The sequence below is a fragment of the Burkholderia sp. BE17 genome (assembly GCF_009362305.1).
In the GTDB taxonomy this organism is placed as follows: domain Bacteria; phylum Pseudomonadota; class Gammaproteobacteria; order Burkholderiales; family Burkholderiaceae; genus Burkholderia; species Burkholderia pyrrocinia_C.
Window position 1 is genome coordinate 88,540 of the sequence record NZ_WHNU01000026.1, and the last position, 21,687, is coordinate 110,226.

Sequence of the window (21,687 nt, forward strand, 5' to 3'; positions counted from 1 at the left end):
GCGCTGAATTCCTCGCGGGATCTTCCTGCGTCGAACCGGACCGGCGCCCCCGTCCTGCGCTCGAGCCGGCGGATTCAGAAAATTTCAGGCCGCCGCCAAGACATTTAGGCCGGCCTTCACTACTCTAGCTTCCGAACCGCCGCATGGGCCGGATGCCAGTCGGCAAGCCGGACCGGTCGGCGAAACCGAAGCGGAACATGCTTTATCCGATCTCGCCGGGCGCACGCATTGCGGGCGCCGGCGCAGTCGACACCTTCCAGGAAACCGGGTCATGCCTTCGCAGCAAGTAACCGCCGGCGCCGCAGCAGCGCCCGATCACGTACGCGGCGAGGACGTGTTTCTCGCGTCGATCGCGGGTTATGTCGACACGCTCGGCTTCGTCGCGCTGTTCGGCCTGTTCACCGCGCACGTCACCGGCAACTTCATCCTGATCGGCTCGGGGCTGGCCGGCGTCGGGCAAGGGCTCATGATCAAGTGGCTCGCGTTTCCGGCCTTCATCGCCGGCATCGTCGGCGCGCGTGTGCTCGACCATCGGATGCGCGTGCTGGGCCACGGCGTGCGCGCGCGTTCGCTGTATGCGCTGCAGGCCGTGCTGCTGGCCGGCTTCATGCTGGCCGGCGTGATGGCGTCGCCGATCGCCGACGCGGACGCGCCGAGGACGATCCTGTGCGGCCTGCTCGGCGCCGCGGCGATGGGCGTCCAGAACGCGCACGGCCGGCTGACGGCCCGCTCGGTCGTCGCCAACACGGTGATGACGGGCAATGTCACGCAGGCGGTGATCGATGCGTTCGACTGGCTCGTGCCGCTCGCAGCGCCGGCCGAACGGGAAGCCGCGCGTGCGCGGCTGCGGCGCACGCTGCCGCCGGTCGCGGGCTTTGCGCTCGGCGCGGGCGCGGGGGCCACGGCCTATCTGTTCGCCGCCTTCTGGGCGCTGGCGCTGCCGCTCGCGGTGCTGTGCTTCCTTACCTATCAATCCGGTCGGTCCGACGCGCGGCCGACGTCACGCTGAATGCGTGCGCAGCGTGCCGCTGCGCTTGCCACTTTCAAGGAGAACTCGATGTTTGCACTGAAGTTGCGACAAGTATTGCGGATGACGGCCGCGTCGACGGCCGTGCTCGGCGCTTTGCTGGCGACCGCGCCGGCCCATGCCGACGAGACGCGCCTGCTGGAGACCTCGTCCGCGAAGGTGCCGGCCGTCGCGGTCGGCCCGCAATACGACACGACGCACGTGTGCGTCGCACCGGAAGACTTCGACCGCTTCACCGACAGCTTCGTCGCGACGTTCGGCGGCAAGAAGTCGCAGCAGGGCGTGTTCCAGGTCACGCCGACGCCGAGCCAGACGATGTCGCAGCTCGTGCTGACGCCGGTCGGCACGGTCTCGGTGTTCGGCTTCAAGACGCCGATCCCGTATCCGTTCTGCGAGGAGCGCACCGGCTATCTCGTCACCGACATGGACGTCGCGGTGAAATCGGCGCGCGCGCACGGCGCGGACGTGATCGTCGACACGTTCCCCGACCCGATCGGCCGCGATGCAATCGTCCGCTGGCCGGGTGGCGTGAACATGCAGCTTTACTGGCACACCCAGGCGCCGAAGTATGACCCGCTGCAGACGGTGCCGGAAAACCGCGTGTACGTGTCGCCGGAAAGCGCGAGCAAGCTGGTGCACGACTTCGTCGCGTTCTCGCGCGGCAAGGTCGTGTCCGACGTGCGCAAGGCGCCGGGCGTCGAGATCGGCCGGCCGAACGACACGTACCGCCGCATCCGCATCGAGTCGGGCTTCGGCAAGATGACCGTGCTGGCCACGGACGGCCATCTGCCTTACCCGTTCGGCCGCGAGATGACGGGCTACGAAGTGCCCGACCTGGCCGCGACGCTGAAGCAGGCGCAGGCCGCGGGCGTGACCGTGCTGGTGCCGACCTTCACGTCGGACGGGCGCGATGCGGCGCTCGTGCAGTTCCCGGGCGGCTACGTCGCCGAGATCCACGCGCGGTCGAAATGATGGGCCGCCGGCCGATGAGACTGGCGTGGCGGCGCGTGCTGCCGGCTGCCGTGCTGGCGGGCGGTGTCGCGACGTACGCCGGGACGGCGGCCGGCGCGGAGGAAGCCGCGGCGCCGGCCACGACCGCCGGTACGACGTGTACGGCCAAGCGGCCGGCCGTGCTGTTCAACCGCTGGCAGGAAGACTGGTCGGTACTCGCGAATCCTTGCGTGCCGCGCCAGCCGCTCGATACGCTGAAGTACATCCCGCTGGGCGCCGACCCGTCGACCTACCTGTCGCTCGGCGCGAACCTGCGCGAGCGCTTCGAGCTGAACAATGCGCCGCTGTTCGGGCTCGGCGCCGCGCATGACGACAATTACGTGATCCAGCGCGCGACGGTGCATGCGGATCTGCGTTATGCCGGGCATTTCCAGGCGTTCGTCCAGTTCGTCGATGCGCGGCCGTTCGGCAAGGATACGGTCGGGCCCGTCGACAAGGATCAGCTCGATATCGAGCAGGCGTTCGTCGCGTATGTCGACCAGGTGGGCGGCGGCACGTTCAAGACCCGCATCGGCCGGCAGGAGATGGCTTTCGACTTGCAGCGGTTCGTGTCGGTGCGCGACGGCCCGAACGTGCGCCAGGCGTTCGACGCGCTGTGGGCGGATTACGAAATCGGCAAATGGCGGCTGATCGGTTATGTGACACGCCCGGTGCAGTACCGCAACGACGCGGTGTTCGACGACGTGTCGAACCGGCACCTGAGATTCGACGGCGTGCGTATCGAGCGCAACGGCACGGGCCCCGGCGACCTGTCGGGCTACTGGTCGCGCTATACGCGCGACAACGCGCGCTATCTGGCCGGGGCCGGGAACGAGCGGCGCGACGTATTCGACATGCGCTACGCGGGCAAATCCGGCCGGCTCGACTGGGACGTCGAGGCGATGCTGCAGACGGGGCACATCGGGCAGGACACGATCGGTGCGTGGGCGTTCGGCGCGCTGGGCGGCTACACGTTCGCGAAGACGGCGGGCACGCCGCGCATCGGCATTCAGGTCGACGGCGCGTCGGGCGACAAGCATCCCGGCGACGGGCGCATGGGCACCTTCAACCCGCTGTTTCCGAATGGCTATTACTTCACGCTGGCCGGCTACACCGGCTACAGCAACCTGATTCACGTGAAGCCTTCGCTGACGTTCAAGCCGGCCAGCAACGTGACGGTGCTGACCGCGGTCGGTTTCCAGTGGCGCGAGACGACGGGCGACGCGATCTACGGGCAAGGGATGACGCCGGTGCCCGGCACGGCCGGCAAGGGCGGTTCGTGGACGGGCATGTATGCGCAGGCCCGCGTGGACTGGCTCGTCAATGCGAACGTGGCGCTGGCCGTCGAGGCCGTGCACTTCCAGGTCGCCAACTCGATTCGCGCGCTCGGCGCGCGCAATGCCGACTATGTCGGCATGGAAGCGAAGTTCGGCTGGTAACGCGCCGCGCCGCGCGGCTCAGTGCTGCGCGCGCGCCAGCGCTTCGACAAAATCGATGAATGCCGTCACGCGCTTCGAGCCGCGCTGGTTCGGCAGGTAGAGCGCCGTGACGACCGAGCGGGCCGCATCGGGCGTGACGTCGTACTGTTCGAAGAGCCTGCGCAGGCGGCCCGATTGCACGTCGGCATCGACCAGCCAGTCGGGCAGCAGCGCGATGCCGGCGCCGTCGAGCACGGCGTCGCGCAACACTTCGCTGTGATTCGATTTCAGTCGCCCGGCGACGAGCACTTTCGTCGTGCCGCGTGCATCGGCAAACGTCCACGCCTGCTGGTCGCCGCCGAAGTGAAAGCGCAGGCACCCATGATCGACCAGCTCGCCCGGCGCCGATGGCGTGCCGTGCGCATCGAGATAGTCGTGGCTCGCGACGACATAGCGCTGGAACGTGCCGAGCTGCCGCGCGACGACTTCCGCGGACGGCGCCGCTTCGCCGAGCCGGATCGCGACGTCGATCCGGCCGGCGACGAGATCGACGCGTTCGTCGGTGAGCTGCAGGTCGAGATCGAGCTTCGGATAGCGCGCGAGAAAGGCCGCGACGTGCGGCGCGATGCGGCGCACGCCGTACGCGACCGGCACCGATACGCGCAGCGGCCCGGACGGCTCGTCGCCGCGATCGGCGACCAGTGCGTCGGCTTCCGCGAGTTCCTCGAGCAGCCGCTTTGCGCGGGCGTAGTACACGGAACCGGCATCGGACAGCGTGACCTGTCGCGTCGTGCGGTTCAGCAGCACGGTGCCGAGCGACGCCTCGAGCGCATCCACCGCGCGCACCACCGACGACGCCGCGAGTTCGAGGCGCCGTCCCGCGCTCGAGAAGCCACCGGCTTCCGCTACTTCCACGAACGCGCGCAGCGCGGAGAATTTGTCCATGTCGTCGCCTTTGTGACTTCGTGTCTTTGTGCCTTTGTGCGCGCCGCAACGATGCGTTGCGTGCCGTTCGCATTCTATCGTCGGCCCGCACGCGCTATCTTCCGGACTGCAATGTACAGGAAGGAGCTTGCGATGAAACCCCTCGAAGTAACGGTGACCTACGACCTCATCTGCCCGTGGTGCTGGATCGCGGAGCACCGGCTCGCGGAGGCGCTCGACGAAGCCGGCCTGGCCGGCAACGTGAGCGTCCGGTTCGTGCCGTTCGAACTGAACCCGACGATGCCGGCCGGCGGCATCGACCGCAAGACATACCGGAGCGCGAAGTTCGGCAGCTGGGCGCGCTCGCAGGCCCTCGACGCGCATGTGGCCGAAGCCGGCCGGGCGGCAGGCCTCGTGTTCGATCACGCGCGGATCGCGCGCACGCCGAACACGCGGCTTGCACATCGGCTCGTCTGGTTCGCCCAGCAACGCGGCAGCGCGGCCGCGCTCGTCGATGCGCTGTTTGCCGCGTATTTCCGTGACGGCCGCGATATCGGCGACGCGGACGTGCTGGTCGAGATTGCAGCCGGCGCCGGTTTGCCGGGCGACGCGGTGCGTGCGTTCCTGGCGTCCGGCGAAGGGCTCGATGCGGTGGTCGGGCTCGAAGCGCAGGCGCTGCGCGAAGGCGTCGCGTCGGTGCCGTCGACACGCATCGGCCAGTCGGTCGTCAGCGGCGCGCAGCCGGCTGCCGTGTTTCGCGATGCATTGATTGCCGCGCAGCACACGCGTGACCCGGCCGCCTGAAGCCGCCTGAGGCCAAACCGGTGCCGCCGAGGCCCGGCCTTCAGAACGTTTCATGTTCCGCTCAGGATTATTGCGAATCCGGCCGGTAAGCTCGGTGTCGCGTGCATCTACGCCGGCCGGGCAGGCAAGCCGGCGCGCAACGTCGCAACGTCGATACGCAACCCGGGAAACGGACATGAAGAACTCGAACTGGCGCACGCGCGCGGCGCGCTCGGGCCGCATGCTGCTCATCGCGTGGTGCGTCGGCATCCTCGCATCGGTCGCGTTCGCCGATGAGCCGGGCGGCGGGAGCCAGGCCCCCGGCTTCTATCGGCAGAAGCTCGGCGACCTCCGGATCGTCGCGCTGTCCGACGGCACGCATCCGTTTCCGGTCGATACGGTCTTCCGCGATGTATCGAAGGACGAAATCCGGCGCGATCTCGATCGCGAGTTTCTCGAGCCGCCGGTACAGGGGTCGATCAACGCGTTCCTGGTCGATACGGGATCGAAGCGGATTCTCGTCGATACGGGCGCCGGCGTGCTGTATGGCGACTGCTGCGGCAAGCTGCTCGCGAACCTGCGCGCGGCAGGCTATGCGCCGGAGCAGATCGACGAAGTGTTGCTCACGCACCTGCACAAGGATCACGTCGGCGGCATTGCGTCGAACGGCAGGATGACCTTTCCGAATGCGGTCGTTCGCGTGAACGAGATCGAAGCGAATTACTGGCTCGGTCCGGACAACAAGGCGCAGGCGCCAGCGTTCCTCGCGTCGTTTTTCGATGCGGCGGCCGCGTCGGTCGCGCCGTACGTCGCGGCCGGACGCTTCAAGACGTTTCGCGGCGAAGCGACGCTTGCTCCCGGCATTCGCGCGGTGCCGATGCCCGGCCATACGCCGGGCCATACGGCCTATCTGATCGAGAGCGGCGACGCCGGGCTGCTCGCGTGGGGCGACATCGTGCACGTCGCGGCGATCCAGTTGCAGGATCCGGACGCGACCGTCCAGTACGACAGCGATGCCGACGCGGCGCGCCGCACCCGGCGCGATACGCTGAAGCGCGTCGCGGACAAGCGTTATCTGGTCGGTGCCGCGCACATCGCGTTTCCCGGGCTCGGGCATCTGCGCAGGAACGGGCAGCAGTACGACTGGGTGCCGGTCAATTACGACGCGACGCCGCTTCAATGACGAGCGTGGCGCGCGCGTGGCGGCTGCTTCAGCGCGACAGTTCGCGTCGCCATACGCCGGGCGGATGGCCGACGATGCGCGCGAACACGCGGTTCAGGTGGCTCTGGTCCGAGAAGCCGCAGGCGGCCGCGATTTCCGCGAGCGTCATGTCGGTCGTCTCGATCAGTTGCCGCGCGCGGATCACGCGCTGTTCGAGCAGCCATTGATGCGGCGTGCGTCCCGTCGTGCGCGAGAACGCGCGGATGAAATAGCCGCGCGACAGATCGCATTCGTTGGCCACTTCCTCGATCGACACGCCGAGATTCGCCTTTTCCATCAGCAGTTCCTTGGCGAGCGCTGCCTTGGCCGGCGACAGCAGGCCCTTGCGCTGCAGGTCGCGCGCGTGCGCATTGCCGTAGCGGCATGCGAGATGCGTGCCGATCGCGAGCCCCATCTGCTCGACGAACAGCGTATTCAGCGCGCCCGGCGCATCGAGGCTGTTGGCGACGGCATGCGCGAGATGGCCGAGCACCGCGTCCTGCACGTCGGGCGCGCAGGTCAGGCCGCCGATTTCCGATCCGTCGTGCTCGCGGCCGAGGCGGTCGAGGTAGCCGCGCGACAGCTCGACGAGCAGGAAGTCGAACTTGCCGTACAGGTCGGCGCGGAAATTCCGGGAAAAGTCGCGAATGTAGATCGAGTTGTTTTGAAACCGCCGCTCGGATTTGCCGGTCCCGCCGTAGATCGTGCGGCGGTGCCCGCCATTGAGCGACACGCCGATCAGGAAGCCGCGATCGCTGGCCGCCATCTCGATGCGCTCGAATTGCTCGTCGCGCATGCATTTGCGGTGCAGCGTCAGGCCGCCGACCGACCTTTCAATATCCTTGGATAACAGGGTCGAGATGCATCCGAGCGTGTCTTTCGGCGCCGCCGGTGGCGCGACGAGGGGGGCTTGCATGGTGGAACGATCCTTCGATGGGGGCCGGCGCGCGAGCACCGTGTTGCGTGCAGTGTATAGGTATACGGCGCGCCCGACAGGCCCAGGATAACTTGAATAAATGTCCGCTGGCCGACGAAATGTATCGTGCGGGCCGATCCGCGCCGCACCAGGCCCGACCGGCGCATGAACACTGCGTTCCGACCGATCTTGCCCCGTTTGAATTCGCTCCGCCGGGCTTCCGTCGCGCGCCGGTGCGCAGGTTTCAGCGCATTTTCCTTCAAGATTTTTGTTTATACGGCGTTTACACTCGGCCCACTTTTTGAGACTTTGCGCCAGCCTGCAACGCAGGCCGGGTGCGGACTCCCGCCCCGGTGAACCGTGCGTTCACATGGCGGTCATCGTGGGGAACCTGGAGGCGGCCATGATCCAGATCGGGCATTTGTCGGTGGATTTCGAGCAGCGCGACATTCGCCATCACGGCACGTCGCTGCGTATTGGCGCACGCGCGCTCGACATACTTGAAGTACTGCATCGCGCGAACGGTTCCGTCGTGTCGAAGGACGACATCATGGATGCCGTCTGGCCGGGCCTGATCGTCGAGGAAAACCGGCTGCAAGTCCATGTCGCGACGTTGCGCAAGGCGCTGGGCGAGAACCGCGACCTGATCAAGACGGTGCCGGGCCGCGGCTACCTGCTGATTGCGCAGCCGCCGGTCGCGCACTCGGCGGCGCCGCGCGCGGCCGAATGTCCGCCCGAGGTTGCCGCCGCTTTTCATCCGGTTCCGCTGGTTGGACGTCAGGCGGAGATCGAGCAGATCGTCGACATGATCGAACGTGTGCCGGTCGTCACGCTGGTCGGCGCGGGCGGCATCGGCAAGACGAGCCTGGCCAACCGCGTCGCGCACGAACTGCGCAGCCGATCCGGCGAGCGTGGCCTGTTCGTGGAGCTGGCAAGTGCCGCGACGCGCGACGACGTGCTGCTCGCGATTGCCGCCGAACTGGGGCTCGAGACGGACGGCGTGCCTGCCGCCGACCGGATCGGCGACGCATTCGCCGCTTCGCGCGGCCTGCTCGTGCTCGACAACGCGGAGCACGTCGTCGACCTGGTGGCCGACCTCGTCGAAACGCTGACGTCGCGCGCCGCGCCGCTGCGTGTGCTCGTGACGAGTCGCGAGCCGCTTCATATCTCGGTCGAGGCCGTGTTTCGCGTGAGCCCGCTGGCGGTGCCGGACGGCAGCGCGTCCGTCGACGAGATCGTGCGCCATTCGGCCGTCGAGCTGTTTCTGGCGCGGATTCGCGCCGCCACGCCCGATTGCGCGGTCGACGCGGCCGGCGTCAGGCTGATCGGCGACATCTGCCGGCGTCTCGACGGGCTGCCGCTCGCGATCGAACTGGCCGCCGCGCGCGTCGCGACGCTCGGGCTCGAGGTCGTCGCGTCGCGTCTCGACGACAGGCTGAACCTGCTGACGGGCGGGCTGCGCTCGGCGCTGCCGCGCCACCAGACGCTGCGCGCGACGTTCGACTGGAGCTACGTGCTGCTGGATGCGGCCGCGCGGTCGCTGTTTCGTCGCATGGCGTGCTTCATCGGCCCGTTTACGTTCGATGCCGCCCGCGAGGTTGCGATGGATTCCGGCATGTCGGCTGCCGAGATGATCGCGGTGCTCGGCGAATTGGTCGCGAAGTCGCTGGTGACCGTCGAGTTCAACGGCGCGCAGGCGCGCTACCGGTTGACGGAATCGACGCGCGCGTACGCGCTCGAGAAGCTGCACGACGAGGGCGAATTCGACGCCATCGCCGAGCGTCATGCGCACTACGAACGCGAGCAGGGGGAAGCCCGGATGCCGGCGCAGGCACCCGCCGCGGACCTGGTGAGCCAACCGCTCGCCGCGGGCGCGCCGGCGCCGCGCGAGCCCGTTGCGGCCGAGCCGCAGGCGCTGCTGGAAGCGGACGCGCTGGCGCTCGCGCTGCTGGAGCCGGCGCGGATGCGTGAATGTTCGATACCGGCGCGGCGAGCGCTCGATGCAATCGAGGCCGACGGGGCCGCGATCGTCGACGCGGCGCTCGAGATGCGTTTGCGCGCGGCCTATGCATCGGCGCTGCTGCATACCGACGGCGATACGCACACGGCCGCGGCGATGTGGGACCGGACGCTCGATCTCGCGGGCCGGATCGGCGACGAGGCGTTCGACGCGCGCGCGCTGGTCGGGCAGTGGAACACGATGCTGACGCGCTCCGACATCCATGAATCGTTGCGCTACGCGACGCGCTTCGAGCGCGCCGCCGAGCGGCGGGGCGACCGGTCGCAGCGGCTGCTGGCGACCGCGATGGTCGCGACCTCGCTGCATTACTTCGGCGAACATGCGCAGGCGCGCGAGCGGCTGGAGGTGGCGACGGCCGAGCTGGCCGACGCAGGCGAACCGCCCTGTGCCGAAGCGGCGCTGGGCGTCGACGTCGCGACGCTCGGCCGGACGATGCTGACGCGGCTCGTGTGGATGCAGGGCGATCCGGAATGTGCGATGCAACTCGCGGCGCAGGCGGTCGAGTGCGCGCGGCGCAGCGGTTCGGGGCTGGCATTGTGCGTCGTGCTCGGCGCCGCGGCCGTGCCGATTGCGTTGCGCTACGGCGATCACGACGCGATTTCCGACTATCTGGCGACGCTGCGATCGACCGCCGATGCGAACGGGTTCGACATCTGGCGTAGCCATGCCGAATGCCTTGTCGGACAGTTCGACATGCAGGCCGGCCATCCCGGCGCCGGGCTCGCGCGGCTCGAGCCCGCGCTGCGGCGCATCGAGGCGAGCGGCTTCCGGCGCATGCTCGCGCCGCTGGTCGTCGCGTACGCGGAAGGGCTGACGCGCACGGGCCGCGCGGCCGAGGCATGCACGAAGCTCGACGCGACGCTCGCGCGCTGCCGCGCGCACGGCGAGCATCTGTTCGTGCCCGAACTGCTGCGCGCCAGGGGGCTGGCGAAGCTCGAACAGGCCCGCACCGCCGACGTGGACCTCGCGGCCGCCTGCGAAACGGACGGGCAACGTGATCTGCTGATGGCGATCCATACCGCGAACGGGCAGGGGGCCGCGATGTGGGCGCTGCGCGGCACGCTCGATCTCGCCGATCACCTGATCGAGCGCGGGCGCACCGCGCAGGCGTCGTCGCTGGTGGCCAACCTGTCGGGGCATTTCGATCCGCAATCGCGCGCGTTCGACGTGCGCCGGCTGGCGCGCGTGCAGAACTTCGTTCGCCCGGAGACGACGCCGTCGACAGGCCGCACGCGCATGCGGCACGAGGCGATCGATGCGATGCAGTCGGTCGCGTAACGGCGCGCGGGGCCCGCGCAGGACGCCGCCGCGCCATCGCGCCGCGGCCGGTCCGATCGTTCAACGTTCAAGGGGGAGAGTGGATGGTCCGTGTATCGTCAAACCGGCAGCAGGCGGCGTGTGGCCGTATGCCGGCTTGCGGCGCATGCGGGGGGCATGAAGGTGCTTAGGGCGACGGAATCCGCCGAAGCGGCGGACCTCATCGTATATAACGGCAAGATCGCGACGCAGGACGCCAAACGGTCGTTCGTCACCGCGCTCGCGGTGAGGGACGGCCGCGTCCTCGCGACCGGCACCGGGCCCGAGGTGATGCGCTATGCGCGCGCCTACACGCGTCGCATCGACCTGAACGGCCGCACCGTGATTCCGGGGCTGAACGATTCGCACCTGCACGTGATCCGCGGCGGCCTGAACTTCAACCTGGAACTGCGCTGGGACGGCGTGCCGACGCTCGCCGATGCGCTCTGCATGCTGCGTCGCCAGGTGCTGCGCACGCCTGCGCCGCAGTGGGTGCGCGTCGTCGGCGGCTGGACCGAATTCCAGTTCGCGGAAAAGCGCGGGCCGACGGCGGCCGAACTCAACGCGATCGCGCCCGACACGCCGGTCTTCATCATGCACCTGGGCGACAGCGCGCTCCTGAATGCGGCCGCGCTGCGCGCGATCGGCTATGGCCGCGATACGTCCGATCCGCCCGGCGGCGAGATCCAGCGCGATCGCCTCGGCAGGCCGACCGGCATGCTGATCGCGCGTCCGGACATGGGCATCCTGCATGCGGCGCTCGAGAAGGGCCCGAAGCTCGGCCACGACGACCAGATGAATTCGATGCGGCACTTCCTGCGCGAGCTGAACCGCTTCGGCGTGACGAGCGCGATCGACGCAGGCGGCGATTTCCAGGCCTATCCGGACGACTATGCGGCGATCATGGCGCTCGCGCAGCGCGGCGAACTGACGGTGCGCATCGCCTACAGCCTGTTCGTGCAGCATGCCGGCCGGGAACTCGACGATTACGCGCGCTGGGTGACGCTGGCGAAGCCTGGCGACGGCGACGCGTTCCTGCGGATGAACGGCGCCGGCGAACTGCTGGTGTATTCGGCAGCCGATTTCGGGAATTTTCTCGAACCGCGCCCCGATCTGCCCGCGGCGCTCGAGGTCGAACTGGCCGCGGTGGTCCGGCTGCTGGTGCGGCAACGCTGGCCGTTCCGGCTGCATGCGACGTACGACGAATCGATCGGCCGCTTCCTGAACGTGCTCGAAGCCGTGAACCGTGACGTGCCGTTCGACGGGCTGCGCTGGTTCTTCGACCACTGCGAGACGATTTCGGATGCGAACATCGCGCGCATCGCGGCGCTCGGCGGCGGCGTGACGATCCAGCACCGGATGGCGTTCCAGGGCGAGTACTTCATTGCGCGCTACGGCGCGGAAGCGGCCACGCGCACGCCGCCGATCCGCGCAATGCTCGCGGCCGGGCTGCCGGTCGGCGCGGGCACCGATGCAACGCGCATCGCGAGCTACAACCCGTTCGTGTCGCTGTACTGGATGGTGTCGGGGCGCACGGTCGGCGGCACGGTGCTCTATCCCGAACGCAACCGGCTCAGCCGGATGGAAGCGCTGCGCCGCTACACGGTCGGCAGCGCATGGTTCTCGCACGAGGACGACTGCAAGGGCGCGCTGGTACCCGGCCAGTATGCGGATTTTGCGGTGCTGACGGGCGACTACTTCACGATCGACGACGCGCAGATCAAGTCGCTGTCGTCGGTGCTGACGGTCGTCGACGGCAAGGTCGTGCATGCGGACGACGAGTTCGCGCCGCTCGCGCCGCCGCCGCTGCCGGTCAGCCCCGCATGGTCGCCGGTGGCCGAATTCGGCGGCGTCGGCCGGCGTCGCCCGGCCGCGTCCGCGCAGCCGCGCGCGGCGGCCGACGACGGCACGGATGCCGGTTCCGCGCTCGCTCGCGGGCGTCGTTTCGCGCAGCGCCTTCATGCGGCCGCCACGGAGGCCGCCGAGCAGTGCGAAGCATTCGGTCGGCACGGTGTCGCCTTTTAGGATGGCGTCGATCGGCGGGCAGGCCGGCTACTCCCGTGTGTGTCGCGCGATAAATGAATAATTTTCCGCCCCGGTGCGGGGCAGAAGGAGACGAGATGAATTCTGCGCACATGTGCGCATCGGGCGATGACGAAGTCGCCGGCGTCCGCATTCCCCGGACGCCGATGGCGATCGACGCGGCCGAAGCGGCATGCGCGTCGCTGCCGCAGGTGATCACCGATCACGCCAGCCGGGTGTTCGTGCTCGCGTCGCTTGCCGCGCGCCGTGCCGGCGAGACCTGCGATGCCGATACGCTGTACGTGGCCGCGATGTACGCGAACATGGGGTTGAGCACCGCGTACGGCCGTTCGACCGAGCGCTACGAGCTCGACAGCGCCGATGCCGCGCAGGCGTTCCTGCTGCGCCATCAGACGTCGCAGCGCATGCGCGACGACGTGTGGCACGCGATCGCATTGCATACGACGCCCGGTGTGGCCGCGCGCGTGTCGCCGCTCGCGCGCGTGCTGGCGTCCGCCGTATCGACCGACCTGATGGCGACCGGCTTCGACGCGTATTCGGCCGACGAGCGGCGGGCGCTGCTCACTGCCTACCCGCGCGGCGACGGGTTCGGCGCCGCGTTCCTCGACGCGATCGCGCGCGGGGTTGCGCACCGGCCGGCGTCGACCTTCGGCACGTGGAGCGCCGACGTGCTCGAGCGGACCGATCCGGATTTTCACCGGCCGAATTTCTGCGGACGCGTGCTGGGCGCGCGCTGGAACGACGCGTGAGCAGGTCCGCACGACGGGTTCGACCGAGGTTGGCGACGGCCTGAGCGATACTGCATCGGGCCGCCGCTGGAGCGGGGCTCAGGCCGTCTGGCTGGCCACGTCGTGACGCGCATAGTCGACGTATCCCGCGCGGTCGCCGCCATACCAGCCGACCGGCTTCGGCGCGGCGAGCGGCGCATTCGCCGCGAGGCGTTCGACGAGATCCGGGTTCGCGATATACGCCCGCGCGAACGCGACGAGATCGGCGTCGCCCGCATCGATCAGTGTGTTCGCGGAATCCGGCGCGATGCCGCCGTTGACGATCAGCGTGCCGCCGAAGGTCTTGCGCGTGTTCTCGACGATGCGCGGCAGGTCGGGCTCGCCGCTCCAGCCGTTGGTGTCGGCCGCGTGCAGATAGGCGACGCCGGCTTCGTCGAGCATGCGGCCGACGTACGCATACGTCGCATCCGGATCCGCGTCGCGCACGTTGTTGTACTTCGCGTACGGCGAGATACGCACGCCCACGCGGGCGAGCGGCATCACGCCGCCGACCGCGTCGACGATTTCCTCGAGGAAGCGCGCGCGGTTCGCGACCGAGCCGCCGTAACGGTCGTCGCGGCGGTTCAGCGTCGACGACAGGAACTGGTGCGGCAGGTAGCCGTTGGCTGCGTGGATCTCGACGCCGTCGAAGCCGGCCGCCATCGCGCGGATGGCCGCCTGGCGGAATTCGTCGACCGTGCCGGCGACTTCGTCCGTCGTCATCGCGCGCGACGGCGTCGCGTGAATCTTCGTGTAATAGCCGTTCTGCAACTGCGCCCACACCTGCAACTGCTCGAGATCGTCGTTGACGCCGGACGGCGACAGCGGCGCGTCGCCGCCGAGCAGCGTCAGCGAGCTCACGCGGCCGCCGTGCCACAGCTGCGCGAAGATGCGGCCGCCGTTCGCGTGGACCGCGTCCGTGATCTGCTTCCAGCCGGCCGCCTGCTCGTCGGTGACGAGCCCCGGCGTCAGTTCGAACGACGCGGAGGCCGGGCTGACGTTGGTCGCTTCGGTCACGATCAGGCCGGCGGACGCACGCTGCGCGTAGTACTCGGCCATGAGTTCGGTCGGCTGGCCGCGCGACGGCGCGCGCGAACGCGTCATCGGCCCCATCACGACACGGTTGGGAAGCGGCAGGCCGCGCAGATCGTAGTGGCTGAGCAGGGAAGACATGATGGATTCCTTTTGCGTGGAGCAGGGCGGCGCCGTTTATCGTGCGATAGCGTCCGGTTGCGACCGGCACAACGGCGGGCCCTGCGGAAAGTTCGGGAGTGACGCGGGTGACGTGCCGGCAGCGTTCCGGCGCGCGAACGGCCCGGGCGGGATTCGCGCGTGAACCGGTGCCGGCGCCGGTTCAGGTCCGTGCGTGGCGTTCCGCGTGCGGACGCCCGATCACGAGGTAGTGCGCGAGTGCAACGATCGGGAACGCGCCGGCGACCGCGGCGACGAGCGGCCAGCCGCCATGCTCGTACAGCGGGCTCGCGAGCGCGGAGCCGATGGCGCCGCCGACGAAGATGCTCGTCATGTACAGCGCGTTCAGGCGGTTGCGGCTTGCCGCGTGCAGCGCGTAGATCTCGCGCTGGCCGAGCACCATGTTCATCTGCACCGCGAAATCGAGCACGATGCCCGTGACGACCAGGCCATACAGGCCGGCGCCGTGGATCAGCGCAACCGCGTACGACAGCGTGCCGGCGACCAGCGCGATCAGCGTCGCCCGCACGGTATGGCCGGCATCCGCGAGGCGGCCCGCGACCGGTGCCGACGTCGCGCCGATCGCACCGACGAGCGCGAACAGGCCGATGGCCGATTGCGACAGCCCGTAGTGACGCGTCAGCTCGACCGGCACGGCGGTCCAGAACAGGCTGAACGACGCGAACATCAGGCCCTGGTAGAACGCGCGATGGCGCAGCACCGGCATCGTGCGAACCAGGTGCAGCAGCGAGCCGATCAGCTCGAAATAGGTCGCACGGTGATCGGGCTGGCGCGACGGGATCGTCAGCGCGAGCACGGCCGTCACGAGCGTCATCAGCACAGCGGCGGCCGCGAACACGAAGCGCCAGCCGAATGCGTCGGCCACCACGCTCGACAGCGGGCGCGCGAGCAGGATGCCGAGCAGCAGCCCGCTCATGATCGTGCCGACCACGCGGCCGCGCGAATGATCCGGCGCGAGGTGCGCGGCGAGCGGCACCAGGATCTGCACGGCAACCGAGCTGAAGCCGACCAGCAACGAGATCGCGAGGAACAGCCCGGGTGTCTGGACGACCGCGGCCGCCGCGAGGCTCGCGATCGACACGACGGCCGTGACGATCATCAGCTTGCGGTTCTCGAGCAGGTCGCCGAGCGGCACGATGAAGAACAGGCCGAGCGCGTAGCCGATCTGCGTCAGCGACACGATCAGGCTCGCGGTTTCGCCGGACATGTGCAGGCTCGGCGCGATGAGTTCGGTGATCGGCTGCGCGTAGTACAGGTTGGCGACGATCGCGCCGCAACTGAATGCGAACAGCAGGATGAGGCCCTGCGTGAGCTTGGCCGCGTGCCCGTGGGGCGCGAGCGGGGTGGTTTCTGCTGACATGGTCGACTCCTTGGAAAGAGATGTCGGGGGCCCGTGCGTCGGGCGGGCGTTTTGATTGCCGTCGCGGCGAAACGGAAGCCGCCGCATTGCCGTCAAGATTATTGATCGATCGATAACAAGGGAATACGTCCGGGGCGCAATCGAGCATTGCGTGCCACGCAAAGGGGGCGGGCCGGGCGCGGGTTCATGCGCGAGCGCCGAGGCCGGGATCGGTCGCGAACCGCATGCCGGCGTCGGCGAAGGCGGCCGACGCGACACGGCGCGTGGCCGCCCGCGATGCGGTTCGCGACGCGACGTCGTGCGCGCCGGGCGGCAGCGCCTGCGCGAGGGTGACCGTGTCGGCGAGGGGTTTCGGTATGTCGGATGCGATAGGGGCCCGCGGCGTGCAGGCCGCGTTGCCGGCGAGCGCGAATGCGGCCGCCGGCAACGCGGGGGCCGAGGACTTCGAAGACGGCCTGGACGGACGGCGCGGCGGTCGCGATCTTCATGATGCGCCTCTCGAAACGGGCCTCCGGCGCGGATATCGCGGATCGCGAAGCCCGATGAGGTCAGTCTGGATCGACAGCGCTGAATAGTCCTGAACGCCGGCTTAAATCACATGATTCATGCGGCGCGCGCGATGGCGAGGACGATCGGATTCAAAAGCGGGCTTCAACAGCGGGCTTCAACGAAGGGTGTCAACAGCGCTTGCCCTGCAGCGTCGGAATTTCCGCGAACAGCCCCGCGAGCCAGTCGACGAAGACCTTGAGCTTGACGGGCGTATGTCGATTGGGCGGATACAGGATCGAGATCGGCCGGGGCGGCGGGTTGAAATCGGTCAGCACCTCGCGCAGGCGCCCCGATTGCAGATACGGCTCGACCAGGTACAGCGAGGTCTTGATCAGGCCGATCCCCGCGACGCCGCACGCGATGTAGGTGTCGGCGTCGTTGACCGCGACCGTGCCGCACATCTGCACGATGCGTGTTTCGCCGTCGACGACGTAGTCCCACGGGCGCGGGCGGCCCGTATCGGCCGAGATGTGGCTGACCGCGATGTGCTGCGCGAGATCGTCCACCGTTTCGGGTGCGCCGCATCGTTCGAGATACGCGGGGGCCGCGCACGTGCAGGTGGTCAGGCTGCCGATCCGTTTCGCGACCAACCCCGAATCATCGAGCGCGCCGATGCGCACGACGCAATCGACACCCTCGCCGACGAGATCGATCTGGCGATCGGTCACGCCGAGCTCGACCATGATGCCCGGATGGGCGGCAAGAAATTCGGGCAGCGCGGGCACCATGATCTGTTTCGCCATGGCCGGCGGCAGGTTCACTTTCAGCCGGCCGCGCGGCACATTGCGCGCTTGCGATACCGATGCCTCCATGTCGTCGATCTCGCGCAGCACCGCGACCGAGCGTTCGTAGTACGCCTGCCCATCCTCGGTGAGCGAGATCCGGCGCGTGGTGCGGTTCAGCAGCCGGCAGCCGAGATGCTGTTCGAGCGCGCTCAGCAGCGCGGACACGCGCGGCGTCGTCAGGCCGGTCGTGTCGGACGCGCGCGTGAAGCTGCCTGTCTCGACGATGCGCGTAAACACGCGCATTGAAAGCAAGGTATCCATCGTTCCGAAATCTCCGGCCTGTTCGTTGCCCGCGCCGGTTCATGCCGGCGCGATGTGTCGTGTGATGCCGCTATGCGTCGATGCGTTTCCTGAGCGCGTCGCCGGCAAACGGCATTTCGCGCATGCGCTGGCCGGTCGCGTCGAAGATCGCGTTGGCGAGCGCGCCGGCGGTCGGTCCCATCGACGCCTCGGCCGCGCCGAGGAACGGCGCGCCGGGACGATTGATCAGGTGAACCTTCACGCTTTGCGGCGCGGCCGAGAAGCGCAGGATCGGATAGCTGCTCCAGTCGAAGCTGCGGATGCGCTGCGTATCGTATTTCAGCGCCTCGTACAGCGTCCAGCTCGCAGACTGGATGATACCGCCCTCGATCTGGTTGCGAATGCCGTCCGGCGACACGATCTGGCCCGCGTCGACGGCCGCTTCCGCACGTTCGAGCGTCACCTGGCCGGTTTCCGGCACGACCGACACCTCGACCGCGATCGCGACGTAGGCCATCAGGTTCTTGTATTTGCCGAAGGCGAAGCCGACGCCGCGGTTGCGTTCGCGCGGCGGCCGCGGCCAGCCGAATTTCGTCGCGGCGAGCTTGATCACCTGGCTCGCGCGGTGATCCTGCATGTGACGCAGCCGGAATTCGACGGGATCGACGCCGGCCGCGTGCGCGAGCTCGTCCATGAAGCTTTCGATCGCCCAGACGTTCGTGTGTGCGCCGAGCGAGCGCATCGCCGACGTCTGCAGCGGCATCGTCGGCGAGAAGTTGTTGACGATGTGCATGTTCGGCAGCGCATACAGCGGGATCGCGTTGCGATCGCCGCCGCCCTCGGGCTGCAGCATCGGCGTCGACGGCGCGGGCACGAACGGCGGCTCGAGCATGCGCGCGGGCAGCAGCCGGCCGGCGTTGACGATCCGCTCGTTGTGCGAACTGCTCCACAGCGCGTAGTTCCAGTCGACGATGCGGCCGCTCGCGTCGAGCGACGCGCTGAGCTCGGTGACCATCGCCGGCGTGAAGTGGTCCCACGTATGTTCCTGCTCGCGCATCCACTGGACGCGGATCGGCTTGCCGGGCATCGCTGCCGCGACCAGCGCCGCATGCGCGGCCACGTCGTCCGCGCCGTTGTGGCCGTAGCAGCCGGAGCCCTCGGTGTGAATGCAGCGCACGCTCGCCTTCGGCATCGACAGCATCTCGGCGAGCGCGTCGCGCAGCGGGTAGACGCCTTGCGAGTGGGTCCACACGGTCAGCGTGCCGTTCTCGAGATGCGCGACCGAGCAGGACGGCCCGATCGAGCCGTGCAGCAGGTAGTTCTTCAGGAACGTGGCGGACAGCGTTTTCGTCGCGGGCGCGGTTTGCGCATGCGTATTGGCGATCTCGATGCGCTGCGTCGCGATCCGCTTCAGGTCCTGATGAACCGTCGCGCGATCGGGCAGCGCCCGGCCGGGCGACCAGCGGCAGCCGGCGGCCAGTGCGCGCTGCGCGACGACCGCCTGCCATTCGCCCTGTGCGACCACCGCGAGCATGCTGCCGTTGCGCACGATCCGCACGACGCCCGGCATCTTCAGGATCGCGGCTTCGTCGAACGACAGCAGCTTCGCGTCGTACACCGGCGGCATCACGACGCGCGCATGCAGCATGCCGGGCAACGTCATGTCCTGCACGTAGCTGACGCCGCCCGTGACCTTGTTCGGAATGTCGACGCGCGGCAGCGACGTGCCGATCACGGCGAACGTGGCCGGACTCTTCAACGGCGACGTCGGCGTCGCGTTGCGATGCAGGTCGACGGTGCGGACCGCGTCGCCGTAGCGCATCGTGCGGCCGTCCGGCGCCTTGATGACCGCGTCGGCGACGGTGAGCAGGCGCGCCTCGACGCCGAACTGCTTCGCCGCGCCGTCGACCAGCAGCCCGCGCACCTGCGCGGCGGCGTTCAGCAACGCGGAGCCGCTGTCCGCCATCGTGTGGCTGCCGGCGGTCAATCCCTCGTCCGGCGACGCGCCGGTGTCGGCGGTCAGGAACGTGATCAGCGAGGGCTTCATGTTCAGCTCTTCGGCGGCCACCTGCAGCAACGCGGTGCGCACACCGGTGCCGAGCTCGACCTTGCCCGTGAACACGGTGACCTTGCCGTCGGGCGTGATCTTGATCCACGCGTCCAGCAGCGGATTGGTCTTCAGGCTGCCGGCCAGCGTTTCGGTGGCCTTGGCCACGTGGACGGCGGCGCCTTCGTCCGCGATCACGACCTCGGCGGCGGCGCGCGCGGCCGGTGCGAGGCTGAACGCGACGAACAGCGCGCCGGAAACCATGAAGTGCCGGCGGCCTTCGTCGATGTCGTCGGGTGCGTTCATCAGAGGCCCTTGCTGATCATGACCGGAGCGGCAGCCGGTTCCGGGTCCGGCAGGCCCGCGACCTGGCGCACGGCCGCCAGGATCCGCATGTGGGTGCCGCAACGGCACAGATTCGGTTCCATGTGCGTGCGCAGCTCCTGTTCGGTCGGTTTCGGTTTGCGTTCGAGCAGCGCCTGCGCGCGCATGATCATGCCCGCGATGCAATAACCGCACTGCGCCGCCTGATGCTCGATGAACGCTTGCTGGAGCTTGCCCGGATGCTCGGCGGTGCCGAGGCTCTCGAGGGTCCTGACGCGGCGCTCGCCGACCGCGGCAACCGGAATCAGGCACGAGAACATCGGCTTGTCGTCGACGATCACGGTGCACGCGCCGCATTGCCCGAGGCCGCAGCCGAACTTCGCGCCGTGCAGGTGCAGGTCGTTGCGCAGCGCGTAAAGGAGCGGCGTGGACGGATCGATGTCGAGCGTGTGCCGCACGCCATTCACGGTGAGGGTGATCATCGCGCGCTGTCCTCCTTTCTGAGCTTCGCGGCCAGGGTGTCGATGCCGCTCCATGCGGGGCGATCGGTGTACGTTTCGCGGATGTATGCGGCGAGATCCGCGATCTGCGCGTCGTCGTACTGGTCGAGGTAAGACGGCATGTAGTTCAGCGTGTCCTCGCCATGCCAGCCGATCCCGTTGAACATCATCTGGATCGCATTGCGCGGCGTGTCGGCGGCGACCGCCGTGCTGAACGCGAGCGTCGGCCGCTCGCCGATCGACTGCATCGGCGATGCCGGCCCGTGGCACTGCGCGCACGACGCCTGGAACAGCACCGCGCCGCGCTGGCCGGCGGGCGTCGTCGCATGGCGTTCGGCGGCGGTCGTCGCGGGCTGTGCGGCGGCCGGCTTCTGGATCGACAGGATGTAGGCCGCGATGGCCTCGACATCCTCGACCGGCACCGTCGCGAGATCGCGCGTGACGGGCAGCATCGGCCCGGCGGCCGCGCCGTGCTCGCTCGCGCGGCCGGTGCGCAGGTACGTGACCAGTTGCGCCTGCGTCCACGGCCGCGCCGCATTGCCGAGCCTATTGAGCGGCGGTGCTTCCCAGCCGTCGACGATGCCGCCGTCGAATGCCTTGCCCGCTTCCTCGCCACCGATCGCATTCAGCGGCGAATGGCAGGACGCGCAGTGTCCGAGGCCGTCGACCAGCAGCTTGCCGCGATTCCATTGCGCGGATTGCGACGGGTCCGGCCGGTACGCGCCCTCGCGCAGGAACAGCACGTTCCAGAACGCGACCAGTGGCCGGAAGTTGAGCGGGAAGATCAGGTCGTTCGCCGGCGTCTTCGTTTGAACCGGCTCGCGGGTCATCAGGTAAGCGTACGCGGCCGCAATGTCGTCGTCGGACATCCGCGTGAAGTGAATGTACGGAAAGGCCGGGTAGAGCGGATGGCCGTCGCGGGCGATGCCGCTGCGCAGCGCGCGCGCGAACGCGTCACGCGACCAGCGGCCGATGCCGGTGTCGGCATCCGGTGTGATGTTGGTCGCGTAGATCGTGCCGAACGGCGTCGCGAGCGGCAGCCCGCCCGCGAACGGCTTGCCGTCCTTCGCCGTGTGGCAGACGACGCAATCGCCGAGCGCGACCACACGCGCGCCGGCCTTGATCAGTTGCGGATCGAACGATGCGCGGGCAGGCGGATCGATCGGCGCGATCGACGGCCGAACCATGATGCCGATCGCGACCGCGAGGCCGGCGATGGCGACGCCTGCGGCACCCAACCAGATTCGCTTGTGCTTCATGCGCGCTCCACGCGAACCGGTTCGTC

At 68.8% G+C, this 21,687-nt stretch carries 16 protein-coding genes; 8 read left to right on the forward strand and 8 right to left on the reverse strand.

Annotation, left to right across the window (positions count from 1 at the left end; translation table 11 throughout):
• Positions 1-271 precede the first annotated feature (271 nt).
• The 3 genes from GD429_RS22565 to GD429_RS22575 are packed head-to-tail and all read left to right on the forward strand — an operon-like array spanning position 272 to position 3,456.
• Positions 272-1,009 (forward strand): YoaK family protein, encoded by a 738-nt coding sequence (locus GD429_RS22565; protein ID WP_152860046.1) that lies wholly within the window; start codon positions 272-274, stop codon positions 1,007-1,009.
• Positions 1,010-1,057: 48 nt separating this feature from the next.
• Positions 1,058-1,999: a glyoxalase gene (locus tag GD429_RS22570; RefSeq protein ID WP_152860048.1), complete on the forward strand. Its 942-nt coding sequence runs from the start codon at positions 1,058-1,060 to the stop codon at positions 1,997-1,999.
• Complete coding sequence (locus tag GD429_RS22575; RefSeq protein ID WP_415748951.1) at positions 1,996-3,456, forward strand: alginate export family protein; 1,461 nt, start codon at positions 1,996-1,998, stop codon at positions 3,454-3,456. Before GD429_RS22570 ends, GD429_RS22575 begins: the two co-directional genes overlap by 4 nt.
• A gap of 18 nt (positions 3,457-3,474) precedes the next feature.
• Here the strand turns inward: GD429_RS22575 and GD429_RS22580 are convergent, their stop codons facing one another.
• Complete coding sequence (locus GD429_RS22580; protein WP_152860050.1) at positions 3,475-4,380, reverse strand: LysR family transcriptional regulator; 906 nt, start codon at positions 4,378-4,380, stop codon at positions 3,475-3,477.
• A gap of 132 nt (positions 4,381-4,512) precedes the next feature.
• On the opposite strand from GD429_RS22580, the gene GD429_RS22585 reads away from it, so the two are divergent.
• On the forward strand, positions 4,513-5,163 hold the full coding sequence (locus GD429_RS22585; protein WP_152860052.1) for a DsbA family oxidoreductase: 651 nt from the start codon (positions 4,513-4,515) through the stop codon (positions 5,161-5,163).
• Positions 5,164-5,383: 220 nt separating this feature from the next.
• Positions 5,384-6,325, forward strand: coding sequence for an MBL fold metallo-hydrolase (locus GD429_RS22590; RefSeq protein ID WP_152860107.1), 942 nt, complete (start codon positions 5,384-5,386; stop codon positions 6,323-6,325).
• Between the two features lie 28 nt (positions 6,326-6,353).
• On the opposite strand, the gene GD429_RS22595 is transcribed toward GD429_RS22590, so the two are convergent.
• Entirely contained in the window at positions 6,354-7,259 is a 906-nt protein-coding gene (locus GD429_RS22595; protein ID WP_152860054.1) for a helix-turn-helix domain-containing protein, read from the reverse strand.
• A gap of 403 nt (positions 7,260-7,662) precedes the next feature.
• Between GD429_RS22595 and GD429_RS22600 the strand changes: the two genes are divergently transcribed.
• From GD429_RS22600 to GD429_RS22610, 3 genes are all read left to right on the forward strand, one after another.
• Positions 7,663-10,557 carry an ATP-binding protein gene (locus tag GD429_RS22600; RefSeq protein ID WP_152860056.1) on the forward strand — a complete coding sequence of 965 codons (2,895 nt, stop codon included), beginning with the start codon at positions 7,663-7,665 and terminating at the stop codon, positions 10,555-10,557.
• A gap of 156 nt (positions 10,558-10,713) precedes the next feature.
• Positions 10,714-12,600, forward strand: coding sequence for an amidohydrolase (locus GD429_RS22605; RefSeq protein WP_152860058.1), 1,887 nt, complete (start codon positions 10,714-10,716; stop codon positions 12,598-12,600).
• A 95-nt stretch (positions 12,601-12,695) separates the two neighbouring features.
• Positions 12,696-13,367 (forward strand): phosphohydrolase, encoded by a 672-nt coding sequence (locus GD429_RS22610; protein WP_152860060.1) that lies wholly within the window; start codon positions 12,696-12,698, stop codon positions 13,365-13,367.
• A 78-nt stretch (positions 13,368-13,445) separates the two neighbouring features.
• On the opposite strand, the gene GD429_RS22615 is transcribed toward GD429_RS22610, so the two are convergent.
• From GD429_RS22615 to GD429_RS22640, 6 genes are all read right to left on the reverse strand, one after another.
• A complete protein-coding gene (locus GD429_RS22615) occupies positions 13,446-14,558 on the reverse strand; it encodes an alkene reductase (RefSeq protein WP_152860062.1) in 1,113 nt (370 codons plus the stop codon).
• Between the two features lie 181 nt (positions 14,559-14,739).
• A complete protein-coding gene (locus GD429_RS22620; RefSeq protein ID WP_152860064.1) occupies positions 14,740-15,957 on the reverse strand; it encodes an MFS transporter in 1,218 nt (405 codons plus the stop codon).
• A 677-nt stretch (positions 15,958-16,634) separates the two neighbouring features.
• On the reverse strand, positions 16,635-17,552 hold the full coding sequence (locus GD429_RS22625) for a LysR family transcriptional regulator (RefSeq protein WP_152860066.1): 918 nt from the start codon (positions 17,550-17,552) through the stop codon (positions 16,635-16,637).
• A 70-nt stretch (positions 17,553-17,622) separates the two neighbouring features.
• Complete coding sequence (locus GD429_RS22630) at positions 17,623-19,884, reverse strand: xanthine dehydrogenase family protein molybdopterin-binding subunit (RefSeq protein ID WP_152860068.1); 2,262 nt, start codon at positions 19,882-19,884, stop codon at positions 17,623-17,625.
• Positions 19,884-20,384, reverse strand: coding sequence for a (2Fe-2S)-binding protein (locus GD429_RS22635; RefSeq protein WP_152860070.1), 501 nt, complete (start codon positions 20,382-20,384; stop codon positions 19,884-19,886). Before GD429_RS22635 ends, GD429_RS22630 begins: the two co-directional genes overlap by 1 nt.
• Entirely contained in the window at positions 20,381-21,661 is a 1,281-nt protein-coding gene (locus tag GD429_RS22640; protein WP_152860072.1) for a c-type cytochrome, read from the reverse strand. Before GD429_RS22640 ends, GD429_RS22635 begins: the two co-directional genes overlap by 4 nt.
• Positions 21,662-21,687 lie beyond the last annotated feature (26 nt).

Bases quoted from the DNA above. Each gene is read 5' to 3' on its own strand.
- GD429_RS22605 (WP_152860058.1), top strand. From the start codon at position 10,714: ATGAAGGTGCTTAGGGCGACGGAATCCGCCGAAGCGGCGGACCTCATC.
- GD429_RS22630 (WP_152860068.1), bottom strand. From the start codon at position 19,884: ATGAACGCACCCGACGACATCGACGAAGGCCGCCGGCACTTCATGGTT.
- GD429_RS22635 (WP_152860070.1), bottom strand. From the start codon at position 20,384: ATGATCACCCTCACCGTGAATGGCGTGCGGCACACGCTCGACATCGAT.
- GD429_RS22610 (WP_152860060.1), top strand. From the start codon at position 12,696: ATGAATTCTGCGCACATGTGCGCATCGGGCGATGACGAAGTCGCCGGC.
- GD429_RS22625 (WP_152860066.1), bottom strand. From the start codon at position 17,552: ATGGATACCTTGCTTTCAATGCGCGTGTTTACGCGCATCGTCGAGACA.
- GD429_RS22580 (WP_152860050.1), bottom strand. From the start codon at position 4,380: ATGGACAAATTCTCCGCGCTGCGCGCGTTCGTGGAAGTAGCGGAAGCC.
- GD429_RS22640 (WP_152860072.1), bottom strand. From the start codon at position 21,661: ATGAAGCACAAGCGAATCTGGTTGGGTGCCGCAGGCGTCGCCATCGCC.
- GD429_RS22575 (WP_415748951.1), top strand. From the start codon at position 1,996: ATGATGGGCCGCCGGCCGATGAGACTGGCGTGGCGGCGCGTGCTGCCG.
- GD429_RS22585 (WP_152860052.1), top strand. From the start codon at position 4,513: ATGAAACCCCTCGAAGTAACGGTGACCTACGACCTCATCTGCCCGTGG.
- GD429_RS22590 (WP_152860107.1), top strand. From the start codon at position 5,384: ATGCTGCTCATCGCGTGGTGCGTCGGCATCCTCGCATCGGTCGCGTTC.
- GD429_RS22600 (WP_152860056.1), top strand. From the start codon at position 7,663: ATGATCCAGATCGGGCATTTGTCGGTGGATTTCGAGCAGCGCGACATT.
- GD429_RS22615 (WP_152860062.1), bottom strand. From the start codon at position 14,558: ATGTCTTCCCTGCTCAGCCACTACGATCTGCGCGGCCTGCCGCTTCCC.
- GD429_RS22595 (WP_152860054.1), bottom strand. From the start codon at position 7,259: ATGCAAGCCCCCCTCGTCGCGCCACCGGCGGCGCCGAAAGACACGCTC.
- GD429_RS22565 (WP_152860046.1), top strand. From the start codon at position 272: ATGCCTTCGCAGCAAGTAACCGCCGGCGCCGCAGCAGCGCCCGATCAC.
- GD429_RS22570 (WP_152860048.1), top strand. From the start codon at position 1,058: ATGTTTGCACTGAAGTTGCGACAAGTATTGCGGATGACGGCCGCGTCG.
- GD429_RS22620 (WP_152860064.1), bottom strand. From the start codon at position 15,957: ATGTCAGCAGAAACCACCCCGCTCGCGCCCCACGGGCACGCGGCCAAG.